Consider the following 21,325-nt stretch of genomic DNA (forward strand, 5'->3'; position numbering starts at 1 on the left):
CACAATCTCGGCCACTTTGGTTCCCATCAAAACATTTGATGGGAACCAAATTACCCCCGTTCACTGCTGCCCGGAGAACGGCCGACGTGAGACGCATACGTCGTACCGTCGTCAATCGTCATTTGTTTTTCCGGATTTCTCTCGATCTAGGCGGCTGGTTTCGCAAGCGCGTCGTAATCGCTGCGCCTGTGAGATTCATATCGGCTCGCTTCATTTGAATGGCAGCCTTGACCGCTTCATCGGTCTCGATGGCCAATAGCTGCAAGTCGGCGATACCGAACAGGCTCTCAAGCTCGGCGCGCATCTCGAACTCCTCGAACCGCTCATACATCTTGACGAGATGCCTTGCGTCGCCCGCGCGGACGTTGATAGATGCCGCTAATTGGCCAAGGATCGTCGCCGCTTTCCGCTGCACGGCGACGTGGGTCATCTGCGTACCGCCTCTTGACTTGATGATCTCGTCGACGGCCCGCCTTTTCATACTCGTGAGCGCGCGCGCTCGTTCCATGTATGCGGCGGTTGTGTCCTGCGTGTGTTGCGTCATTTGGATCTAGTCGTCGTTGCCGGTGGGCGGGGGCCCCGATGCCGAACCTACCGGTGCATAACGGCATTCCCGGGCTGGTTTTTAGTCCTTCTTGCACATCGCCCTGACGCAAAAGCCTATCCAATGCCGCCCGAAGTCAAGCTTCCGTGCCAAATCGACGCGCAGGCCGTCTCAGAGCGGCACCTTCGACGAGTCTTTGAATTGTGGTTGCGTCACTAGTTGGTCGAGCACGGTCTTACCGGTCTTGCCGGGTGTCCCAGACACGAAGGATCGCTATAGCAATAGGTTCGTGCGCGTAGGCCGGCAGGACTTCGAAGTGAAGTTCGTAGCGTCCAGCGAGGCACACCCACCGATGCACTTCGCGCGCCGGGGGTCCATCGTAGCCGTCTAGTTCTTGCCCGATACGATGAAAACGGTCCTGCCCCAGGCGCTCTGCCTCGTCGAGCAGCGCATTGACGACCTTGCGCGCGATGGCGGCGTCGTTGTATTTCCTCACATGCGCCGCGATCGCGCTCAAATCGGACATCGCTTTGCTGGTTGGGAGGACCTTTACGCTCACGCCTTCGGTACCGGCAGTTCGTTGTCCGCGCCCAGGCTATTTGCCCATGCGCGAGCTTCGTCCATCGAGATCAGGCGGCCCGCGGTGACGTCATCCAGACCCTCCTGAATCAGGCGTCGCTTCTCTGCCTCGCGAGTAAGAAACTGGACCAGCGCTTTTTTGATGATCCACTGGCGGGGCCGCTCAAGACGCTCGGACAACGCATCTACTTCCTGAGCGAGCTCCACGGGAACTTGTGCCGTCAAAGTTCGCGTCTCAATGGCCATTTCGCATCTCCCAACGCATTCCAATAGGCTCTATTGTAGAGCAATAGGACGACGGAGATGCGGGAGGAATATTGCCGGAGCTGTATCTGGCCGTTGTGAGTTTCCCCGGGGAAACTCATCGATTTCAGTGGCAAGTACCGAATTCCAACGATTTCCCTGGAAAAACAATCCCTAGGACGCAACCTCCCTTAATCGAACGGTCGTGCGATAATCGCTATTAGTCAACTAGTGCGACGAATCTGCATGTGACGTTAGGCGCGCCTGATAAGGCTTGCTTGTTTCATGTGATCCTCGCACCGGGAACGATCTTCTCGGCACAACCGAACAGCGTCTCTCCGTTGTTTCGGTTCAACGTCGCGTATCATGCGGGCATTTCCGGGCGGGTTTTTAGTCCTTTTTTAAATCATCGCCCTAACGTCAAAGCCTAACCAACCCGGCTCAAAGTCAAGTTTCCGATGCAAGGGTGCGCCTGGCAGCGGCTGTCGCACCAGAGCGGAATTGGCGGCATTCGAACCCGCATGCGCCCCCACCGCCCCGCTTCAATGGTGATTCGTATTATCACGCATGAGTTTAATGGGTAAAATTGGGGGAGGGCATCTACGTCCCGTCCAGAGGGGCCGCGCACGAAGAAGAAGATGCGGCCCATGGTCAACGTTTCAATCCAGACGGTCCTTGTGACACTGCGTCGAGTTAGAACCAGAAAGACCCATGACCGGTAACCCATTTAAGGCGCAGGCCGTCGCAAGCACAGTCGACTCGATCCGTCGAATGGTCGTCGAGGCGGGCATTGAAGTCGCCCGAGAGAAGAATGGCCCGAAAATCCCGTCTCTTCTCGGCTGAGCATGTCTTCGGTTTAGCGCGGTATCGCACGACTAGGAAGTCAGCGCTAAGGGCCGTCCCGCGAAGTAGGTGGCTTGCTAGCGAACCGGATTCACCGTTCGATATTGACGAGGTGTTGCCTAAGATCCAGTGCAGAAGTGCGTCACGAATCGCTCGCGGCGGCACGACGCAACGACCGCGGGTCCGTTTCCCATTCATCACGCGCACCTGTCTCGATATGCGCGAAGTCTGGATGATTGAGGTTGATAAGGTAGTTCGTTTCAGCAGGAACTACCGCACTGGGCACCGCAAGCACCGCGCTTGTCTGGTTTTGCGCCCACATCGCGCCGATCCGTTGCAACTCGTCCCTCGCGCCGAAGTCCCTCCAATCGCGTGGCAAGCTTGCGGAATCGACGCGCTCGACGATGGTCTCAGGAATCCGGGCCGGGATCATTACATAGCGGGCACGCAGCGGCGAGTCCTGTACGAGCATTTCCAGCAGGGCAAGCGACTGTGTCTGTGCGGTATAGACGATCGCGACACCCTTAGGGTTCCAACGACCGCCGTGGAGTCGCGCGCCTTCGCCCGAAAACGCACTATCCGCATACCGTTCCGTTACTACACGCCATGCGATCACCGTCACGCGAAGACACCATGTTCAATGCGCCCAAGCGTATCCATCACGCTATGGGCACCAACGTCCGTATCGATAAGACTGAGCGGCGTGACATCCCCAAACGCGGCCACCGGCGACTTGAGCCAACCGATTGCCAGGTCAAGGTCGTCGAACACTTCCGCGGCGCGCGCCGCGACACGCGCGAGTCTGAGCAGCTTGGCGGACTCCTCGCGGCTAAAGACTCCTTCGCGCTTGCGCCGTGCCAAGGTGCGCTCGGGAATGTCGAGCGCCTGCGCCAGCTCCGACTGCGAGAGTCCGATTGATTTGAGAATCGAGTCAAGCGCCTGTGAGGATAGGCCGTGGCGGACGATTTCGACCCATTCCAGTCCGGATCGGGGCGCCTGCGGCAAAACGGATCGACCGCCCAGCAATGAATCAGCGGAAATTTTTTCGACGGCGTTCATAATACCTCCTGCCATTTGGCCTCCAGTTTATACCAAAATGGCGAGTCGGCCGCCGAAACTTAGCTTAGCGAAAACGAGATACCGGCGCGTGAATGGTCCCAGCCAAAATTTTTACAGTTAATCGCAAGCTGAAAGACGCCGGCGTCGCCACAGCGGTCATCAACAGCAGACTGTCGGCGAGCGAAGAGCAAGAGGCCATGCAATCCCTGGCGAATGGCGCGATACGCATTCTGTTCGTCACGCCGGAGCGGCTCGTCAACGCGGAGTTCACGGCGTCGTTCGCTCGCGATGAAGTGCCGGCCGTATCGCTTGTCGTGGTCGATGAAGCGCATTGCATTATTCAATGGGGCCACGACTTTCGGCCCGCCCGAGACACGGCGGCTTCGGCCGCTGGCGCATCTGCTTTCGACGTGGTTTCACCTCTCTGAAGCCCAGACTCGAGGTCGCAGTGACGTTTGAATACGTCGAAGCACTCGACATGCCAGCAAGCGTTTCAGATTCGGGAATGAGAGGCGAGCAACGATGTACATCGAGGCGCTAATGGCAAGCCGTACCTAACCCGCATTCCACTTCGCGCAGGAACTGAAGGACATGGAGGTCGCCACCGGCGTTCCAGACGTCGATGTGATCCGCATCCTGGATGAGCGCAAGTCGCTTGGGTTGCCGCGCGGCGTCATGCAGCCGGGAAAAATGCCTCGGCGGCACGACGCGGTCGTTCGCACCACCGTAGATCAGGAGCGGCGCACTGACTGCCGCAATCTTCGAGAGGTTGTCGTAACGGTCGCGCGCCAGGCGGCGCACCGGAAAGAGCGGAAAGCGTTGCACGGCGACATCGACAATGCTCGTGAAAGGCGACTCCAGCACGAGCGCATCGACGCGCGCTTCGAGTGCGAGTTGTGTAGCGACACCCGAGCCGAGCGAATAGCCATGCAGCACGATCGAGCGGGCGCGCCCGGCGACGAATGCGTAGGCCGCGCGTGCATCGAGATAGAGCCCGGCTTCATGCGGCGTGCCGGGATTTCCGCCATAGCCCCGGTATTCCGCCTGAAAGACGCCGTAGCCCGCAGCCACGAGATCATGCGCGATGTGTGCGCGCATGCCGATGTCGTCGCCGTTGCCGTGAAAGAGGATCACGGTGGGCGCATCTTCGCGCGAGGACGCGCGATAGCGGCCGCTCAGTGCGAGGCCGTCGTCGGTGTAAACGGTGACGTCGCCCAGAAGGTCGTCCGTTGTGTCGAAGGGACGCCGCCGCAGACGTTCGAGCGGATAGACGAGGCGGCCTTGCAGCCAGAAGAGGGCGGCCAGCATGCACGCATACGATATGCCGACGCCGAGCACGATCACCAGTAGAAACTCGCGCATGACGAACCTATCCGCGCGGATGGGTTGTCATGCTCACGCCGTGCTTCGGCCCGTGTTCGCGCAGCGCGGATTCGAATTGCGCGAGCGTCATCGGCGCAGGCGGGTTCCGCAGCGGGCCGAGTTCCCGGAGCGCCTGATCGAAGCGCACAAATGTCGCGAAGTCGCGCGGATAACGTTTCGTATCGACGCCCAGAAAGCGTCCCTCGCGCGACGCACGGCCAAGCAACGCTTTCCATTCATCGATCCGTGTCATGCCGATACTTTCCGTGCCGTGCGAGAACAGCATCAGGTCGATTTCATCGAACGAGGGCTGCGAATCGAGGAACTGGCGCAGCGTATTGGCGGAAGGCTGGGTGCAGAAGACGAGCCAGAAAGGCAGGGCGTGAAGACGTAGTGTCGTGTAAGGGTCCATCAGCAGGAACGAATCGACGACGAGCCGTCGCGCTTCGATGCCATGCTGCGCATACCACTCGCGATAGGCTGCCGCGCACACGAAGCTGAACGACTCCGGTTCGCAAAAAACCAATTCGACGACGCGCCAGTTCATCTCGCGGGCCAAGGCGTGAATGTCGGCGGTGAGCGCATCGTCGTAGCCCCATTCCGCTTCGGGTGCGAATTCGGTGGGCGCGGGTGGCTCCCAGCGCGAGCGGTCGATGCCATATCGCGCGAGATATTCCACAACGCGCGGACCGCCCTTCAGATATTCGTCCTCGGTTGCGCCGCCCGTTGCGCCGAACTGATAGAACGATCGCGCGCTTGTGCGCGTGACGGGCCATGCACGTGTGCAATGGCTGACGTGGAGCGTCGCGCCCGGCGCGAGGTTGCGCAGCAGGAACTCGCGGTAGGCAAGCGGCAAGGCGCGATGCTTGAGCCGGAAGTAGCTCATGGCGCCGAGCATGAGGCGGTCCTGGTTAGGGTCCTGCATGTGATGCACGGCGATGCGCGGGTCCGCTTCGAGCAGCGCCGCGGTCGTCGCACTGCCTTCTTCGAAGCCGCGCATCGGGTCGTCGGGATCGCTGAAGGGCGCTCGCACGGGACACAGGAAAGTCTGCGGCAGCCAGGGTGCGCCGAGCGCGGCGGCCATGTGCATCAGCGCACCGTTCGACGAACCAATGAACGCCGCGTCATAGCGGCGGTCCGGGTAGAGACCCGCAAGCCATTCCGCGATGCCTTCGACATCGAGCTGCCGCGCCTGCCGCGTCGTGATGCCTTCGGTCATACCGCCAATCGAATAGGCCCATTCCCGGGGTCGCTTGGGCAGCAGGTTGATCGCGGGCATCGCAGCGTCGAGCAGCGGCGACTGGCTCGGGCTGTCGAACGGCTGGCTGCGCAGGCAGAATGCGAGCGCCTGCGCCATGCCAGCGGCCGAATCGAAGCGGGCGATGCCCCGTGGCGGCTTGTTCATGATCGGCGTGCTTCGTCGATGGACTGGCCGCCCCGCAGAAACGGCCGGATCGCGAGCGCGAAGCTGTACGGATACACATAGTTGAGCGTGTGCGTGCCGCCGTCGATGGCGAGCAAAGCGCCGTGCGGCAAGCGCTCCGCCACTTCGCGCGCCCAGTCGAGCGGCGCTACTGGATCGCGCGTGCCGGCAACTACGAGCGTCGGCGCTTCGACGTACAGAAGCCGGTCCTCGATGCGGTCGTCGATCAGCGCGCGCATCGTCGAAAAAGCGCGGATGAGCCCCGCCTTCGCATAATCGATGCGGCCGATCGACGCCGCCGAGCGCGCCTGTTCCAGCCTGCCGTTGCGACGATCACGCAGGATCTGTGTGAGCAGATGACGCGCGCGGCGGTCGACTGTCGGTCCTTGCAAGACGAGCCGATCGACCGCGTGCGGATAGCGCATCGCGAAGTCTGTGAGGATCTGACAGCCAAATGAATTTCCCACGAACGATGCGCGCTCGATACCGCTTGCTTTGAGCCAGAGATGCAGTGCATCGGCAAGTTCACGGATGGAGAGCGCTGTGCGGCGTGTGCGGCTTTCGCCGAAACCGGGCAAGTCCGGCGCGTGGACACGGAAATCGCGCGAGAGGGCAAGTGCCAGGGGTTCCATGTAGCGGCTGGAAATGACGAGGCCGTGAAGCAGTACCACATGAGGCTCGGCATCGCCTGTGACGCGCGAGAAGATGCGATAAGGGCCGGCGTTCAGATACTCACCACGAATGCCGTTGCGCTTGCTTTCCGGGCTGAGGGCTGGGATGCGTCGCAGGCGCACCCATTCGGTCGCGAGCCAGGCCACACCCACGCCTGCGGCGATACCCGTGCTCAAAAGAAGCGTGTTCAATCGTGCGCGTTTCATGCGTCCCGATGCGAGTCCGAGCGGAATGTTGGACGCGGAAGCACGCGGCATGCCCGGCTGGCCGAGCCGCCGCATCATCCGCCATCCCGCGCGGTCGCGACGTGTCACGCGGGTCCGACGCTTGCTGAAAATATAAAAAGACCCTCTCGATTTGATTGACCTTCACGACAGAAAGGAAGCCGACATGAGCCAATACCTCGACTGTATGGCCGCGCTGGATCGATGCGCGGCCGCATGCCAACACTGCGCGTCATCATGTATCGCGGAGGGGAATCTCCCCGAGATGGAGAAGTGCATACGGCTCGATCTTGACTGCGCTGCGTTATGCCGCTTCGCGTCAGAAGCGCTCGCTCGAGATTCGCAGTTCATGCGTGACTTCTGCGATCTGTGCGCGCGCATTTGCGACGCCTGCGCGGACGAATGCGGCCGGCATCCGGCCGATCACTGTCAGGCATGCAGTGATGCCTGCCGCGTGTGCGCCGAGGCGTGCCGGGCGCTTTGAACAGGCGCGCCCTAGACGATATCGGATGCGGCATGCATTGCTCCCAGCCTTATCAACTTATCAACTGGAGGAAATCCAATGAAACGAAAATGCTTGCCTTGCCGATGACGCTTGCCTTAGCCATATTGCCTGCCTTCGCGCAGGCGCAGGCGGCGAGCACGACCATGGCGAACGACCTGCCACCTCAAGACAAAGAATTCGTGCAGGCGGCGTCCATGTCCGGTTCGACCGAAATCGATGCAGCGAAGCTTGCCACCAAGCAATCGCAGGACAAGGATGTGCAGAACTTCGCGCATCATGATGGTCGATCACACTAAGCTGACGCTTGAATTGAAGATGGCGGCGCCGCACGGCGTGGCAGTTCCCAAGGACAACTTGGATACGGCCGTTCTGGATTCGCTGAAGGGTCTCAAGGGCAAGGTGTTCGATAACGCGTATATCAAGAGCGTCGGCGTAGAGGGGCATCAGAAAGCGGTCGAAGGCTTCCAGAAGGAAGCAAAAAACGGCCAGAACGTGGCTTGAAGAACGCCGCGGGAAAGGCGTTGCCGAGATCCAGGAACATCTGAAGATGGCGCAGGCGCTAGCTGCAAAGAGAGGCGTTCAGTGATTTGAACGCGTAGCACGCAGCGGTCCCACCTGCGCGGCGTCAAACCAACCCCGGGGAGAAGACGATACGCGCCTGCAAAGCTTGCGACGAACTGAACGGTGCGCCATCGAGTTGGCCGCGCCATCCGAATCTTGCACCGTTCGGCGCCGGCTTTCTCGGCGTGCGTCTCAGCCGGTCATGATTCGCGACCAATGCAAATGCATGACCTGCGGCCACTGGACGTACAGATACACCGCAGATGGCGATCCTGCCGCCAAGTTGCGTCTTGATCGCCATTCCGGCGCACCGGCGAAACGGACGATATAGAGATCGAATGCGCCACCCCCACGGTTCAGATTCGCCCATCAAGCCTAACATCCCGAGTGCGTGGTCGACCTTCCATGCGAACAGCGCTTGAACGATGACATCGCCCGTCGGGGCGTTGTCTGCCGCTTGCAAAGGAACTGAGGACCGCTGCCGATGAACTGGCCCGACGACGCGGCGCCCGATCGCCCCGACACCATCGCCGGCGCCGCCTGCGGTACATCCCGGCCGCTGGACGAGCGCTCCGCCACTGCCCCTGCCGCGCAGGAAATGGCATGGACGTTAGCGGAAGTCGATCGCATGCACGCGTCGGCGGTTATGGCTCGGGGCAGGTTGCCCGTGCGTACCATCTCGTCTTCGATCCATCGCGGGGCATGGCTCCACGCGGCATTGATTCGGCGAGGCGCCAACCACATCCGTGTAGCAGCCGAAGACGGTGTGTTTTACGCATTCGGCGGGTTCGTCGAACAGAACCGCATTGCGACTCGAGACTGCTGTGCGTAGGTGGTGGCTGACGACCGCTGGCACGTGATCCGTCGTCTGTCGCGCGGCTCGCGCGGTGCCCCATTTTCGAGATGGCCGCGAAGGACCTGATTCACGCGGTAGGCGGTCGCGATAAGCGCTCGAATGACTAGCACGTGGCGCACGATCCACGCACCTTCGATTTCAACACCGGCATTACGACGGTGACGATCAGAAAGCGAATTAGTGGGAGGAGCGCGCCCCTATACCCACGCCGCATTCGGGACACGGCGGCCCGTCTGGCGCGGCAAGTTCTTCTGCATGGGTAGCGACGGCACGCGTCGCGGCGTCGGGCAGATCGAAGCTTACGATCTACGCAGCGACTCGTGGGAGGTCTATTCCCCAAAGCCCGCGCCGCGTCACGGCTGGACACGGTCATGATCGCGAATGCGATCCATGTGGCCGGCGGCGGTCCGATGAAAGGCGGCGCGCAGACTTCGATTCAACGAAATTAAGCGCTTTTATGGAAAAAATCCTGCCCCTATAATCCGTGACGACTGCCATCGCAGCAGCGGGAACAGCGTCCGGTCCGATGAAATCGACGCGGGGTAAATACATGATCGTCGCCTTGGCTGATGCGGGAATATCGACGGCCGCTCCGCACGCAACTTCCTTCTCAGGGGCTCATGGTGCATTGCGCGAGACCGTTTGGACTCTGTCCGTAATCCAATGCTTGCGGATGCAATTGCGCGCTTCGCTCTTAGCCAGCGCGGTCGTTTGTTCGTTCTGAGCGTCCGCGGTTACGATCAAACCCCGAACGGAAAAGTCTCCGGCGTTTCGCGCCTATCTCCCGATGCCTCGATCGCCTGGACGGCGCGCGTCGTGTCGAACCAGACGAACGCGTCGAACTGCGCGGGCAGTTCAGCTTCGGCGTAATGGCTATAAAGCTCGGTGTCGGGCCGATAGATCACGCCGATGAAGCGTTCGAGCCGCTCCTCTCGCAACGCCTCGCGAAGCGCATCGTCGCAACCTGGCCGGAGATCGACGAAGCAAGGACTCACGCCCGCAAGGTGGAACTGCCGCTCGTAGCTGTCTTCGCGCGACGGAAGGACCCGCATGACCTGCATGGGCTCGTCCCAGTCGGACGCCGCCGCGACGGTTCCCGTGTGCGTGCCGAAGCCGATCAGCGCCGAATCGTCCCCGAAGCGCTCGCGAACCAGTTGCCCCACGTTGAGCTCATCACGCATGCGACCCATTTCCGTGGCTGACGCATCGCCGAGATGCGAGTTGTGCGCCCAGACAACGGCTCGTGTGTCTGGTCCCGAGGCGTCGAGCAGGCATCGCAGCGTCTCGAACATGTGTGTGTCGCGCAGGTTCCAGCTCTCGGCGGCGCCACTGTACATCGCGCGGTAGTATTGTTCCGCCGACGCGATGAGCCGTGCGTTATGCGTCGCATCGAGCAGGCCAGGATCGCTCGCGGGTGTTTCGAGGCGCTTTTCCAGTAGATCTCGCAACTGCGCGATGACGGCCTGTTCGCATTTGCCGAAGCCCGCCTGCCGCGCGGCGCGTCCGTAGACCGCAGGATTTTTCTGCCACGGCGTCAGGCATCCGTAGCGCTCGCGGGCGATGCTCGCCGCTTCGGGATCGTGCGCGTCGAGATAGGCGAGCACCGCGGCGATCGACTCTGAAAGGCTGTAGAGATCGAGGCCATAGAAGGCGGTGCGCTTGTCGGCCGATAGTGCGGCATTGTGCTGCCGCAGCCACGCGACGAAAGCGGCGAATTCTTCGTTGCGCCACATCCAGGTGGGAAAGCGTTTGAAAGGCCGTGCGCCCGGCCGGGCGGGCGTGCGCGCGCGCACGTGTTCATCGATGATCGCGGCATCGGGCCAGTCGGCTTCGACAGCGACGAAGCTGAACCCGTGCTGCTCGATCAGGCGTCGTGTGATTGCGGCGCGCGCTTCGTAGAACTCCGCCGTACCGTGGCTCGCTTCGCCGAGCAGCACGACGCGCTTTTTTGCGAAGCGATCGAACGCATGTGCGAAATCGGGCGAATCCAGCGCGGGCAAACGCACGGCCGATGTGGGTATCAGATCGGATAACGAGCGTGGCGCGGGTGTCGCCGATTCGGGCGGATCGGCTCGAACATCCGGCTCCTCGTTCCAGCCATGCGTTCCGATCAACGGCACGAACATCACGCCGCCTAGGTCTTCCTCGTGGAATTCTTGTTCGCCGATACGCGTGGTTTTGATGAGGCGCTGCGACTCGCGCGCGTCGCCGACCGGCATGATGAGCCTTCCACCGATCTTCAGTTGCTCGCGCCAGGCAGCGGGCACGCCAGGGCCGCCCGCTGCCGCGAGAATCGCATCGAACGGAGTGTGGTCCGGCAATCCAACCGTGCCGTCCGCACAACGCACGGTGACATTCGTCACGCCGAGTTTGCTCAGCACCGCGCGTGCTTCGTCGGCGAGATCGGCGTGACGTTCTACAGTTTCCACGCGCGCCGCGAGACAGGCGCCGACGGCCGCCGCATACCCCGAGCCCGTACCGATATCGAGCACACGATCGTTCGGCTGGACATCGGCAGCCTCGAACATCAACGCCACGATATAGGGCTGCGAGATGGTCTGATTCGCAGCGATGGGCAGAGGACTGTCCTCGTAGGCGAACTCTTCAAGCGCCGGCGCGACGAAGGCTTCGCGCGGAATTTTGCCCATGCAGTCGAGCACGCGCGCGTTGGTGATGCCGCGGCCTTTCAACTGGCGTTCGACCATTTTTTTCCGGGCTTGTGCGAACGCATCCATGATTCTTCCCTCAAATGCCAGATCTTGAAACGCCAGCAAGCGACGGGCCCAATATGCGCGACACGCGCCGATGCGGAATGGCTTTTCGCTTACGATTCGGCACTGGGAACAAGGGACGCATGCATTGGATGACTGTGAACCCGAACGATGCTGGCGACGACGACAAACGCACCAGCAAGCGCTTGCCGGGCCTCGTGCTAGGCGCGCCCCGGCGTCGTCTTCGGCGACATCGGTACGAGCCCGATCTATGCGCTCACGAAGAGCGGGAGCGAGGCCGGTACGCTGGACGCGCCTATGGCATGGGAACTCGTGCGCGCACAGGCAGGCCTCGTTCGCCATTCTCGGCGCCGTCATCCTTGCCCTGACGGGCGCCGAAGCGCTGTATGCAGACATCGGCCACTTCGGCACACGAGCGATCCGGCGCGCGTGGCGTGTTTCCGGCGATCATCATCGGGTACTTCGGACAAGCCGCGACGATCCTATTTCAGCCGGGCTCGGCGAAGCGACCGTTCTTCTACCCGGCGCCTTCCTGGGCGCTCATACCGCCGTGCTGCTGGCGCTGCTCGCGACGGTGATCGCATCGCAGGCCGTGATATCGGGCGCGTTCTCGATGACCAGCCAGGCCATCGATCTCGGCTTTCTGCCGCGCTTGCGGGCGGTCGAGACGTCGGCGTCGCAGCGCGGCCAGGTATATGTGCCCGACGTGAACGCGCTGCTGTTCGCCGCGGTACTCCTTCTCGTGCTGACGTATCGAAGCTCGGAACGTCTGACTTCGGCGTACGGTATCGCGGTCGGTCTCACCATGCTGGTCACGACGGTGCAGATGGTGAGCCTGTCGCGCAATGTCTGGCGCTGGCCGTGGCTAGCCATCGCGGCGGCGAGCGGGCCGCTCTTCGTCATCGATGCGCTGCTGGTCGCGGCGAACGTCCACAAGGTTCCGCAAGGCGGCTGGTTTCCGGTCGCAATGGGCGTCGCACTGTTCGTGTTGATGGCGACCCGGCGCCGGGGGCTCGAACTTGCCGAGCGGCACGCCTCGCACGCAGAGCCGCTCGCGGATTTTCTGCGCGATACGCTGCAAAGCGCGGAGCCGCCCGCGCTCACGAGCGACGTGCGCCATAATCGCGTGCTGCATCGAACGGTGGTCGTGTTCGCGAATCGCTCGGAGTCGGCACCACGCGTGGACGAGCTTGCGCGCATCGAAGTGCGCGATCTCGGGGCGAATTGCTTCGAGGTGATGTCTCGTCATGGCTTCGTCGAGCGGCCGAGGCTGCCGCGCCTGCGCGCATCGCTCGATGGGCGACTCGGCGACTGGCATTTCGATCCGAAGCACACGACCTTTTTCCTGCCCCGCGACGAGGCGTTGCCGGGCTGCTCGCACGGCCAGATGGCGCGCTGGCGCGAGAGGTTCTTCGGCGAGATGTCGTTCCATTCGGCGCCCAGCGCGGAATACTATGGGCTTCGAAGCGAAGACGTCGTCGAGCTCGGCGTTCAAGTCTCGCTGTAGATCAAACCTATGTTGAATTCGCTACATCACGTGAAGCCCACCGTTGCGCTGCTCGTCGTGAGCTTTGTCGCGGCGGACGTGCAGGCGGGCGTTGGACCGTTTCTCGGCATCTATCTGCAGGCGCACGGCTGGACGGCGGACCGGATCGGCGCGGTACTGACCATCGGCGGCATCGTCGGTAAGCTCGTCACGATGCAGGCGGGCGCACTGGTCGATGCGACCTCCTGCCGGCGCGCCGTCGTCGCGGGCGCGAGCGCACTGAGCATCGTCTCGGCGGGCATCATCTGGATGTCGACGGTTTTGGCCCGTGACGCTCGCGCAGGTCGCCACGGCGATCGGCGGTGCGACGATGGGTCCCGCGCTCGCTGGGCTCACGCTCGGGATCGTCGGCCGGCAGAATTTCGATCGGCAGTATGGCTGTAATCAGGTATCGAATCATGCCGGCAATATCGCGGCTGCGTTACTTTCGGGCTGGCTCGGCGCGTGGCTCGGCATTTCAGACGTTTTCGGTTTGAGCGCGGCGTTTGGCGTGGGATGCATGCTCGCGGTGCTGTGGATTCCGCCGCATTCGGTGCATCGGCATTTCGCGAGCGGCATCGTGAGGGACGATTCGGACGACACCACCGAAATCCATGCCGACGCGATGCGCACTTTTTGCGCAGCTGTCCGCTCGTCGTGCTGGCCGCCACGCTCGCGGCGTTCAATGTCGGCAATTCGCGATGCTGCCTCTCTACAGCCTCGCCGTGGCGTCGATGCGCGCGGCCGCTCCCAGCCGTGTCACGGCCGCCAACATCGTCATTGCTCAGTTGGTCATGTTTGCCGTGGCGGCCTGCGCGAGCCGCGCAAGCCGCGCGATCCGCAGATGGGGCTTCTGGTGGATCATCCTCGCGACGCTTGCGACGCGGCGCGCGATTACAGCAGCGTGGGTCACGCCTTCATGGGGCATTGTCCCCGTGCAGGTTTTCGATTGCCTTGGCGCAGGGCTGCAAAGCGTGGCTTTGCCCGCGCTCGTAGTGCATTTGCTGCACGGAAGCGGCCGCGTGAGCCTGGGGAAGGGCGCGGTCGACGGCGTGGCGGCGGCGGGTGCGTGCGTCAGTTCCGATCCTTGGCGGGTCGCTCGCGCATTTGTACGGCTATCCGGTGGCGTTCATCACGCTCGGGAGCTGTGACATGCGCAGCAAGGAACTCGGGAAAATGACCGAGGTGGATTCGTCGACGCTATTTCCCTGACGGAAACCGCGGCACGCGGAATGCAATGTTGTACCAACCGACAAAAGACCGGAGATCACGATGAACCTACCTTCTTGCGCCTTTATCGCGGCTCAGCGAATGCACATACCAACGCCGGATGTGGACCTGAATTCGCCTTTGCCGCCCGATGGCGATCCAGTTCGTGTTCCGCCCGACGGCACGACTCCCATCGGGGATCCGCCGGACCGGTCGCCGCAGAGCGTGTCCGCTAAAAGGCGCCTGGACCGGAATGCAGCGCCTACCTGTCGGGTGGCGTAGCGTCCGCCTTCGCATTCGCGTGAGTCTTCGCGGCTTCGATCGCCGCCTCGAAGCTTTCCAGTGGCCGATCGCGCATTTCCGTGAAGCCGTCCGCGTCGATCGTGTAGGACCAGGTGCACTGTCCCGTCGGATCGGGGTCCACGGTGATATTAACGGTGTGTCCGTTTCGAACGTAGGTTTCAGTTGGCATCGTGTGGTTACTCTGTGAGGGAAATGCGGGATACATGGTGAGCCGACCATCTTGCTAATGAGCGGGGGTGCGGGCGGCGCTTAAGACATTCCCGAACCGCGCAGCCTCTTGAGCCCAAGGATGGCGGCGGCGGGTACGTGAACCGTGCCGAATCCGAGCAGTAGCACGAGCCAGGCAGGCATCGGCAGGATCAGGGTGTAGGCGGCCATTGCGCCAAAAGCAAGCCCGACTACTACCAGTACGAGATGCGCCGTGCGCCGCATACCCGCTCCACGGGTGAAGCTCGGGATCTCATAGTGCGCATAGCAGACAATCCCGACAATCAATGCGGCGGCTACCAGCAGCTGCCACGGAATCACGGCTTGGTGGTGCCCGGTGGCACACGGTTTTTTTCCTGCGTCGACGGCAATTCGTTCTCCGATGCCTCGTGCGTGCGCTTTTCGCGCTGATCAAGTTGCGTCTGCTTCGTCTCGGCCGCAGGCGGAGCGGGCGTCTCGGTGCGGCCGACGGGTTCGTCCATGTCGTCGGCGGTGGCATGAGGTACGTGCTTGGTCGTGCTCGACGGATCGGGATCGTGTTGCATGGTGGGCTCCCTCGGGGCGTGAAGTGATGCGCAGGTCACATTGAACCGAACGCTCTTGCATCGAGCGCAGCAAACGTCGGACCTGTCGATGCGGGCTTGCGATTCTTGGCTTGGACATTATCGGACGCAGCGCGTTTATCGTGCCGCGCATGAATGCTCGTCGTAGACCACTGCCGCACGACGGGGGACGGCTGCTAGACCGCAAGCGCGCCGCGCACGAATTCGCCGAACAACCTGCGTACGTGCTTCGGTGCCTTGCCGTTGTCCGAACTCACGGCCGCAACGATTCCTTCCTTGGGAACGACGAAAACGAACTGTTCACCGAAGCCCGTTGCGAAATAGCCGCGTGGCTCGACCCACCACAGATACCCATAGCGCGCATTGTCCACGGGCCAGCCGCCCGCGCTGTGCAGCATCGCGGCCTCATGCGCGTACGGCTCGTCGAGCAGGCGCTCGCCTTGCCACTCGCCGCCCGACAACATGATCAAGCCAAGCTTCGCCATGTCGCGCGTGGCAAGCGACAGCCCACGACCCGCGAACGCATGCCCTTCTTCATCGACTGTCCATTCGAAGTGTTCGATTCCGAGCGGGTCCGAAGAGCGCTTCCCGCGCGAAGCGGTCGAGCGCGCGGCCGGTCGCGCGCGCCAGGACAATCGAAAGAAGATGAGCGGCGTGGGAATCGTAGTTGAACTGCGTGCCGGGCCGATACGCGAGCGGCCTGCTGAGAATGAAGCGCAACCGCTCCCCGCCGAACCGAGAACACTTGCCGAGCAGACAGTCGTCCACCGCACGCTCGTCCCATTCGAAGCCAGAGGTCATCGTCAGTAACTGCTCGATGGTGATGCCGTGCACACGCTCGTCGACGCCTCGCAAGCGTGCTTCGGGCAAAAAATCGCCGATGGTCTGCCGCAGTCGCGAAGCGCGCCGACGCGCAGCGCAATGCCCACCAGCATCCCCACGACGCTCTTCGTCACCGAATTGATCTGTTGCAGGTCGGACGGTCGAACGTCGTGCCGGCAGTATTCGAATACGATGCGACCATCGCGGACGACGACAAACGCACGAATGCCATCGGCACTCTGTGCGAGCTTATCGCCTAGCGTAACGAGACTTGCATGGTTTTTTTTCATTGTTGCCTCAGTCGCATCCGGGTATTTGGCGCATCGCGCGGTCCGGCTTCATCTTCCCGAGAAGGTCGAGACTCCGTAATCCCGAGCCCGCGAACGCCGAAGAATCCCAGCTTCTCAGGCGGAGTGCGTTCAGATCCAAAGGAGATTGCCGGGCTCCGCCGGTCAGCACCGATCGGCGAGCAAAGACTGTTCCGTGCTCGCATCCATACGGCGGCAAGGGTTAGTCAACCGTCCCGGATGCGGAACACTCGAATCGAGATCGAGATCGAAAAAAAAGAGATCCCATCAAGCGATGGGATCGAGGTGGCCTACGAGGAGGGGAGGCCAGCAACCGCAGCCTATCGGCCGGGCAAGCCAAGTATGGGAAACGTCGTTGCACTTCGCAAGGATGCAAAAGGGGCGCTTTCCGTCTAACATGGCAAGGACCTGCTCTTGAGCGACTTTTCGATGCGGCTAATACTTTGCCCCGGTTCACTTGCCGAATCGTGAGGTTCGAGTTCGGCCAGAACCGCGACAACAAAGATCGTCCGCCCGTTTTCGCACGCAAGACTGACGACACTGCGAATCTCTCGACGTTTCCGCAACCATTCGTCCATATCGGCGCGAGTATGGTGGTGTGCCGACTCGCCAACGAGCAGCGATTTTATCTCGCGCACCGAAAATAGCACGGTGCTCATAAGCACCAGACCGACGCCGATACTTGCATGTGTGCAGGCCTGCAATCTCCGGGCCAGACAAGCACCCAACGTCTTTGCGTTTCGTTTTCCGCGCCTTGTAAATTCGGCATGAACTATTCGATCCCTGACCGAAATGCAACAGACGGCTCCCTCGAGCAGCCAGAGGCACAGACCAAAGCCAGCGAGTGCGTCAACCAACGCGTTGACCGAAGAGGCCGGATGGTGTGTGCTCAATACGAGCGGGCGTCTTTAGCTACCTGCACCGGTCACGCGCCACACCGTATTGCCCACATCGTCGGCGATCACGAGTCCGCCGTCGCGGTCCTGCGCGACGCCTACGGGCGCGCCGTACAGTCGCTTTTCGTCGTCAGATGCGAAGCCGGTCACCACGGCCTTCGGCGCGCCGACGGGCTTGCCGTTCTGGAACGCGACATAGGCAACCATGTAACCGCTCAGCGGCGAACGATCCCAGCTTCCATGCTCTCCGATGAAAGCGCCGCCACGATACTGCGCTGGTAGATTGTTGCCGGTGTAGAACGTCAGTCCGAGCGGCGCGACGTGAGAGCCAATGGCGAAGTCGGGCGGGATCGCCTTCGCGACCAGATCGGGGCGTTGCGGCTGCGCACGTGGATCAACATGCTGGCCGTAATAGCTGTATGGCCAGCCATAGAAGGCGTTCTCCTTCACGGACGTCAGATAGTCGGGAACAAGATCCGGTCCGATTTCGTCCCGCTCGTTCGCGATCGCCCACAATTGTCCGGTTTTGGGCTCCCACTGCAGCCCGGTTGGATTGCGAATGCCCGCTGCATAGATGCGGCTTGCGCCGGTCGATGTGTCGACTTCGAGCACGTCCGCGCGTCGGTACTCGACTTCCAGCCCGTTCTCGCCGACATTGCTGTTCGAGCCAACGCCGACATACAACTTCTTGCCGTCGGCGCTCGCCAGCAGAGCTTTGGTCCAGTGATGATTGATCGTGTCGGGGAGATCGGCCAACTCGACGCCACGTTCGGTGATGCTCGTTTCACCCGTCTTGTACGGAAACTTCAAGATTGCGTCGGTATCGGCGACATAAAGCGTGTCACCGATGAGTTGCATACCGAACGGCGAATGCAGGTTGTCGATGAACACGCTCCGTTCCCATTCGCCGCTTCCCTTCTTCCTGAGCAGCGTGATTCGATTGGCCCCTTTAGCCTTTTTACCGGACTTGCTTTCAATCAGCCCGGCAATGAGCTGCTTGGGTGTGGTTACGGCCTCCTCATTCGGGCTGTTGGACTCCGCGACGAGAATGTCGCCATTCGGTAGCGCATAGACCTGACGCGGATGGACGAGACCGGACGCAATCTTTTCGATTCTCAGACCATCGGCCACCTTGGGCGCCGCACCGTTCTGCCAACCGAGATATTTCGGCACTTGCATCGGCGGGGCGAAGAAGTCTCGTGCCGTCGGCAAAGGCGGATTGGCTCCAGCCTGATGCGCTGCATCGTACTGTGCGTGTTCGTTGCATCCGCTCATCAGCGCTGCGACGGAGATCGCCAAGGCGCTGCTCACCAGGAACCTATTCATGAGCCGCCTCCAGCACGTTGAGCCTGTCGATTGCGATCGCAATGTGACCGATGCTCATCAACAGCACGGTGACGACGGAAAGAATCACGTTCTCCGGGACCATTGCATAAGCATCGCGGCTATGCACGAACGCGTTGACGATCGCCGCGATGATGCCAAAGAGCGTGAGCCAGAATTCGATTCGTTCGGCTCTTGAGATCGGCCGACGCCGCTGGAACCACACGTGACCTAGATTAAGCAAGCGCGGAATGATGGCGATCATAAGACCGGCCGTGAGGAGCCATGCAGCGCTTTTTCCCCAGAACACGTTGCGGGCGGTCGCGTAGGTGATGTCGAAAATCAGCGCACCAACGAACAGTCCGTAAGGGATGGGATCGAGCCACTGAAAGACCGCATGAGCGATTACCGATAAACGCGTTGAACCGGCCGTGGTAGTCGACATGGAGTTCGCTTCCTCAAATGAGCGCAATGAGGACAGGACGTCACTTCGAGAGACGGCCGGTCCGAAACCGCGTATATAGCGCCTCTTGCACAATGCATGCCCGAGTCCTTCGTTTAGCTGTCGGCCGTTGCGAGTGCATCGTGGGGCACATTTGCTGGTGGGAAGAAGACTCTAAGCTGACGGTGGTGGGCATATGGTCAACTGGACACGTACCGGGTTTCTGATCGCGCTGCTTGCCTTTGGCGTTGCGGGTTGCAAAAAGGCGCATGACGCAGGCAATGACAGCATGAGCGCGAGCGGCAGCAAGATCGAAGCATCGGACGGTGCGAAGGCGTCCGGGCCTTGATAACGCACAGCTCCCGAGCTAACCAAACCAGTCGGGGCGAATCACAGTGTCGGGGGAGTGCGCTGTCGATTACGATTTCGATGGCAATTCGAAAGGAGCAAGCGGTATTGAACCTCCTTCGACGAATGCAGTTGCGCACATGGCAGCGAACTGCAAAGCGCATTCACGGCTAGCAAAGGCGCCTAGATTACCTAGCGAAGTCTCTTCGCCATCTTCTTCGAGAATGGCTGCACGGGCTATGAACGTGTTTCCAGCTTGCGTAACCGAAGTTTGGATAGCCGTCCCACGATGGTAGAAGATCATGAGACTCCCAAAATCTCAGCTGCGGTCATGACTCACGGGCGTTTGGAGGTTTTTGTGAGGCGCCGAAAGAGCCAACGGCCTTGATTTGTTCGTACAGTGCCTGAAGCGAAACGGGCTTGCTCAAATGCGCGTTAAATCCGGCTGACAGGGCCGCATCGTGCTCATCCCTGGTGCTGTAGCCTGTGAGCGCGATCGCCGGCAACGACGAAAGCGCTGGAATCTGTCGAACCGCGGCGATGAACTCGTACCCGTCCATGCCCGCCATGCCGACGTCGGAAATGAGCAGGTCGAACGGCGCCTTCTGCAACTCGGCCAGGCCTTGCTCTGCGTTATACGCTGTCGTAACCACTGCGCCTTCGGATTTGAGCAACATGCCAAAGGCATTCGCCGTTTCGGCGTCGTCATCGACCACGAGGATCCGCATATCGCGAAGCGCCGTCCTGGGTGATCCGGACAGGACATCCGGAGTCGCCGTGACCGAGCAGCGGGGAAACCATAACGAGACGCGGGTTCCGTGACCTTGACCGTCCGAGTGAGCACTGACCTTGCCGCCGTGCATTTCGACCAATTGTTTGACGAGCGCCAGTCCTATACCGAGGCCGCCCTTCGCACGTCTTGGCTCGGCACTGCCTTGACGGAACATATCGAAGACGTGAGGGAGAAGATCGCCATCGATGCCATCGCCGGTATCGGTGACGTCAATTCTCAGGCCGGGCCCGTCTTCCTTCAAGGCGATTGAGACTTCCCCGCCCGAGGGCGTGAACTTGAACGCGTTGCTGACCAGATTCCAGATCACCTGGTCCAGCCGTATCGGGTCTGCCATGACGAAGACCGGCTGTTCAAATCCGCTGTGCGACAGCGCGATGCCGCGAGTATGCGCGTCCGCTGCGCAAGCTTCGACGATGCGCGCGAGCACCCGGGCAGCGTCGGTTTTCGTCGTCTGCAATGCAAGTTTTCCGGTACGAATGCGCGACAAGTCCAGCAGGTCGTCGATGATCTTCGCCTGACTCACCGCTGCCCGGGTGATTGCCTCGGCGGCCTCACGGACTTCTGAAATGTCGCGTGCTCGCGGGATGCGCGGCAGCATCTCGGCTTTCACATGGATCAGGTTAAGCGGATGCTTGAGCTCATGCGAAAGGATGGCGAGAAAGCGGTCCTTCATTCGATTCGAACTCACGGCGCGCTCGCGCACCGTCTGGGCCAAGCGGAGCTTCAAATGCGTGGCTTCCTCGCGGCGTTTCCGTTCGGTGAGATCCCGGCCGATCTTGGCATATCCGCTGAACGATGGGTCTTCGATACGCGTCACCACGCCGCTCATATAAACCCTCCGGCCGTCCTTGGCGATGTGCCAGCGTTCGTCATCGGCACTGGTATCCTCCGAAGCGAGTTCGCGTTCGCGCACTGCGCTAATTTTGTCATCGGGGGCGTAGATGATGTCGATGTTCTTCCCCAGCACTTCGTCCTCGGTATAA

The 21,325-nt window shown here is 61.4% G+C and carries 22 protein-coding genes and 4 pseudogenes; 9 read left to right on the top strand and 17 right to left on the bottom strand.

Annotated features, from left to right (window positions below; translation table 11 throughout):
• Positions 1-118 precede the first annotated feature (118 nt).
• From QCE48_RS30870 to QCE48_RS30890, 5 genes are all read right to left on the bottom strand, one after another.
• Positions 119-544, bottom strand: coding sequence for a hypothetical protein (locus QCE48_RS30870; protein ID WP_309788716.1), 426 nt, complete (start codon positions 542-544; stop codon positions 119-121).
• 235 nt (positions 545-779) lie between these two features.
• Positions 780-1,103 (bottom strand): type II toxin-antitoxin system RelE/ParE family toxin, encoded by a 324-nt coding sequence (locus QCE48_RS30875; protein WP_404983448.1) that lies wholly within the window; start codon positions 1,101-1,103, stop codon positions 780-782.
• Positions 1,100-1,369: a ribbon-helix-helix protein, CopG family gene (locus QCE48_RS30880; RefSeq protein WP_309788713.1), complete on the bottom strand. Its 270-nt coding sequence runs from the start codon at positions 1,367-1,369 to the stop codon at positions 1,100-1,102. Before QCE48_RS30880 ends, QCE48_RS30875 begins: the two co-directional genes overlap by 4 nt.
• A 982-nt stretch (positions 1,370-2,351) precedes the next feature.
• The gene (locus tag QCE48_RS30885; RefSeq protein ID WP_309788712.1) at positions 2,352-2,831 is read right to left on the bottom strand and encodes an RES family NAD+ phosphorylase; all 480 of its coding nucleotides are present in this window, start codon (positions 2,829-2,831) and stop codon (positions 2,352-2,354) included.
• A complete protein-coding gene (locus QCE48_RS30890; RefSeq protein WP_309788710.1) occupies positions 2,828-3,268 on the bottom strand; it encodes an antitoxin Xre-like helix-turn-helix domain-containing protein in 441 nt (146 codons plus the stop codon). Before QCE48_RS30890 ends, QCE48_RS30885 begins: the two co-directional genes overlap by 4 nt.
• A gap of 92 nt (positions 3,269-3,360) precedes the next feature.
• Here QCE48_RS30890 and QCE48_RS30895 point away from each other — a divergent pair, with 92 nt between their 5' ends.
• Complete coding sequence (locus QCE48_RS30895) at positions 3,361-3,696, top strand: DEAD/DEAH box helicase (protein ID WP_309788709.1); 336 nt, start codon at positions 3,361-3,363, stop codon at positions 3,694-3,696.
• Positions 3,697-3,805: 109 nt separating this feature from the next.
• Here QCE48_RS30895 and QCE48_RS30900 read toward each other — a convergent pair whose 3' ends face one another.
• Genes QCE48_RS30900 through QCE48_RS30910 form a run of 3 tightly spaced genes read right to left on the bottom strand, consistent with a single transcriptional unit; the run spans position 3,806 to position 7,039 of the window.
• On the bottom strand, positions 3,806-4,630 hold the full coding sequence (locus QCE48_RS30900) for an alpha/beta hydrolase (protein ID WP_309788708.1): 825 nt from the start codon (positions 4,628-4,630) through the stop codon (positions 3,806-3,808).
• A gap of 7 nt (positions 4,631-4,637) precedes the next feature.
• Entirely contained in the window at positions 4,638-6,035 is a 1,398-nt protein-coding gene (locus tag QCE48_RS30905) for a hypothetical protein (protein ID WP_309788706.1), read from the bottom strand.
• Positions 6,032-7,039 carry an alpha/beta hydrolase gene (locus tag QCE48_RS30910; RefSeq protein WP_309788704.1) on the bottom strand — a complete coding sequence of 336 codons (1,008 nt, stop codon included), beginning with the start codon at positions 7,037-7,039 and terminating at the stop codon, positions 6,032-6,034. The genes QCE48_RS30905 and QCE48_RS30910 overlap by 4 nt, the downstream gene beginning before the upstream one ends.
• Positions 7,040-7,115: 76 nt before the next feature.
• Between QCE48_RS30910 and QCE48_RS30915 the strand changes: the two genes are divergently transcribed.
• Both QCE48_RS30915 and QCE48_RS30920 read left to right on the top strand, forming a co-directional pair.
• Positions 7,116-7,433 (top strand): four-helix bundle copper-binding protein, encoded by a 318-nt coding sequence (locus QCE48_RS30915; protein WP_309788702.1) that lies wholly within the window; start codon positions 7,116-7,118, stop codon positions 7,431-7,433.
• A gap of 89 nt (positions 7,434-7,522) precedes the next feature.
• Positions 7,523-8,040: pseudogene (locus QCE48_RS30920) on the top strand (DUF4142 domain-containing protein).
• Positions 8,041-8,079: 39 nt separating this feature from the next.
• On the opposite strand, the gene QCE48_RS30925 reads toward QCE48_RS30920, so the two are convergent.
• Positions 8,080-8,316: a hypothetical protein gene (locus tag QCE48_RS30925; RefSeq protein WP_309788700.1), complete on the bottom strand. Its 237-nt coding sequence runs from the start codon at positions 8,314-8,316 to the stop codon at positions 8,080-8,082.
• 183 nt (positions 8,317-8,499) lie between these two features.
• Here QCE48_RS30925 and QCE48_RS30930 point away from each other — a divergent pair, with 183 nt between their 5' ends.
• Positions 8,500-8,847: a hypothetical protein gene (locus QCE48_RS30930; protein WP_309788699.1), complete on the top strand. Its 348-nt coding sequence runs from the start codon at positions 8,500-8,502 to the stop codon at positions 8,845-8,847.
• A 764-nt stretch (positions 8,848-9,611) separates the two neighbouring features.
• Here QCE48_RS30930 and QCE48_RS30935 read toward each other — a convergent pair.
• Positions 9,612-11,606, bottom strand: coding sequence for a protein-L-isoaspartate(D-aspartate) O-methyltransferase (locus QCE48_RS30935; protein ID WP_309788698.1), 1,995 nt, complete (start codon positions 11,604-11,606; stop codon positions 9,612-9,614).
• Between the two features lie 247 nt (positions 11,607-11,853).
• Here QCE48_RS30935 and QCE48_RS32030 point away from each other — a divergent pair.
• The 5 genes and pseudogenes from QCE48_RS32030 to QCE48_RS30955 form a co-directional block, all read left to right on the top strand.
• Positions 11,854-12,609, top strand: a pseudogene (locus QCE48_RS32030) (KUP/HAK/KT family potassium transporter); the annotation flags it as partial.
• Positions 12,595-13,110, top strand: a complete 516-nt coding sequence (locus tag QCE48_RS32035; RefSeq protein ID WP_404983517.1) for a KUP/HAK/KT family potassium transporter — start codon at positions 12,595-12,597, stop codon at positions 13,108-13,110. The pseudogene QCE48_RS32030 and the gene QCE48_RS32035, both read left to right, overlap by 15 nt.
• A 30-nt stretch (positions 13,111-13,140) precedes the next feature.
• Positions 13,141-13,533 (top strand): MFS transporter, encoded by a 393-nt coding sequence (locus QCE48_RS30945; RefSeq protein WP_309788696.1) that lies wholly within the window; start codon positions 13,141-13,143, stop codon positions 13,531-13,533.
• Positions 13,460-13,621, top strand: a pseudogene (locus QCE48_RS30950) (MFS transporter); the annotation flags it as partial. The gene QCE48_RS30945 and the pseudogene QCE48_RS30950, both read left to right, overlap by 74 nt.
• A 208-nt stretch (positions 13,622-13,829) precedes the next feature.
• Positions 13,830-14,279, top strand: a complete 450-nt coding sequence (locus QCE48_RS30955) for a hypothetical protein (RefSeq protein ID WP_309788994.1) — start codon at positions 13,830-13,832, stop codon at positions 14,277-14,279.
• A gap of 320 nt (positions 14,280-14,599) precedes the next feature.
• Here QCE48_RS30955 and QCE48_RS30960 read toward each other — a convergent pair whose 3' ends face one another.
• The 7 genes and pseudogenes from QCE48_RS30960 to QCE48_RS30990 all read right to left on the bottom strand — a co-directional run.
• Entirely contained in the window at positions 14,600-14,809 is a 210-nt protein-coding gene (locus QCE48_RS30960) for a hypothetical protein (protein WP_309788695.1), read from the bottom strand.
• 80 nt (positions 14,810-14,889) lie between these two features.
• Positions 14,890-15,168, bottom strand: coding sequence for a hypothetical protein (locus tag QCE48_RS30965; protein ID WP_309788694.1), 279 nt, complete (start codon positions 15,166-15,168; stop codon positions 14,890-14,892).
• Positions 15,165-15,392 (bottom strand): hypothetical protein, encoded by a 228-nt coding sequence (locus tag QCE48_RS30970; protein ID WP_309788693.1) that lies wholly within the window; start codon positions 15,390-15,392, stop codon positions 15,165-15,167. The genes QCE48_RS30965 and QCE48_RS30970 overlap by 4 nt, the downstream gene beginning before the upstream one ends.
• Positions 15,393-15,586: 194 nt before the next feature.
• Positions 15,587-16,280, bottom strand: a pseudogene (locus QCE48_RS30975) (serine hydrolase domain-containing protein).
• 1,168 nt (positions 16,281-17,448) lie between these two features.
• A complete protein-coding gene (locus QCE48_RS30980) occupies positions 17,449-18,762 on the bottom strand; it encodes a sorbosone dehydrogenase family protein (protein WP_309788968.1) in 1,314 nt (437 codons plus the stop codon).
• Entirely contained in the window at positions 18,755-19,204 is a 450-nt protein-coding gene (locus tag QCE48_RS30985) for a DUF2231 domain-containing protein (RefSeq protein WP_309788692.1), read from the bottom strand. The genes QCE48_RS30980 and QCE48_RS30985 overlap by 8 nt, the downstream gene beginning before the upstream one ends.
• Before the next feature lie 674 nt (positions 19,205-19,878).
• Positions 19,879-21,325 (bottom strand): ATP-binding protein (locus QCE48_RS30990; RefSeq protein WP_309794431.1); only part of this gene is annotated, 1,447 nt, incomplete at its 5' end.

Origin of the sequence: Caballeronia sp. LZ024 (genome assembly GCF_031451455.1) — a bacterium.
GTDB classification, from domain to species: Bacteria; Pseudomonadota; Gammaproteobacteria; order Burkholderiales; family Burkholderiaceae; genus Caballeronia; species Caballeronia telluris.

Excerpts from the sequence above, each read along its gene's own strand:
- QCE48_RS30870 (WP_309788716.1), bottom strand. The coding sequence starts at position 544 with ATGACGCAACACACGCAGGACACAACCGCCGCATACATGGAACGAGCG.
- QCE48_RS30880 (WP_309788713.1), bottom strand. The coding sequence starts at position 1,369 with ATGGCCATTGAGACGCGAACTTTGACGGCACAAGTTCCCGTGGAGCTC.
- QCE48_RS30890 (WP_309788710.1), bottom strand. The coding sequence starts at position 3,268 with ATGAACGCCGTCGAAAAAATTTCCGCTGATTCATTGCTGGGCGGTCGA.
- QCE48_RS30895 (WP_309788709.1), top strand. The coding sequence starts at position 3,361 with ATGGTCCCAGCCAAAATTTTTACAGTTAATCGCAAGCTGAAAGACGCC.
- QCE48_RS30900 (WP_309788708.1), bottom strand. The coding sequence starts at position 4,630 with ATGCGCGAGTTTCTACTGGTGATCGTGCTCGGCGTCGGCATATCGTAT.
- QCE48_RS30905 (WP_309788706.1), bottom strand. The coding sequence starts at position 6,035 with ATGAACAAGCCGCCACGGGGCATCGCCCGCTTCGATTCGGCCGCTGGC.
- QCE48_RS30915 (WP_309788702.1), top strand. The coding sequence starts at position 7,116 with ATGAGCCAATACCTCGACTGTATGGCCGCGCTGGATCGATGCGCGGCC.
- QCE48_RS30925 (WP_309788700.1), bottom strand. The coding sequence starts at position 8,316 with ATGGCGATCAAGACGCAACTTGGCGGCAGGATCGCCATCTGCGGTGTA.
- QCE48_RS30930 (WP_309788699.1), top strand. The coding sequence starts at position 8,500 with ATGAACTGGCCCGACGACGCGGCGCCCGATCGCCCCGACACCATCGCC.
- QCE48_RS30935 (WP_309788698.1), bottom strand. The coding sequence starts at position 11,606 with ATGGATGCGTTCGCACAAGCCCGGAAAAAAATGGTCGAACGCCAGTTG.
- QCE48_RS32035 (WP_404983517.1), top strand. The coding sequence starts at position 12,595 with ATGGCGACCCGGCGCCGGGGGCTCGAACTTGCCGAGCGGCACGCCTCG.
- QCE48_RS30955 (WP_309788994.1), top strand. The coding sequence starts at position 13,830 with ATGCTGCCTCTCTACAGCCTCGCCGTGGCGTCGATGCGCGCGGCCGCT.
- QCE48_RS30960 (WP_309788695.1), bottom strand. The coding sequence starts at position 14,809 with ATGCCAACTGAAACCTACGTTCGAAACGGACACACCGTTAATATCACC.
- QCE48_RS30970 (WP_309788693.1), bottom strand. The coding sequence starts at position 15,392 with ATGCAACACGATCCCGATCCGTCGAGCACGACCAAGCACGTACCTCAT.
- QCE48_RS30980 (WP_309788968.1), bottom strand. The coding sequence starts at position 18,762 with ATGAATAGGTTCCTGGTGAGCAGCGCCTTGGCGATCTCCGTCGCAGCG.
- QCE48_RS30985 (WP_309788692.1), bottom strand. The coding sequence starts at position 19,204 with ATGTCGACTACCACGGCCGGTTCAACGCGTTTATCGGTAATCGCTCAT.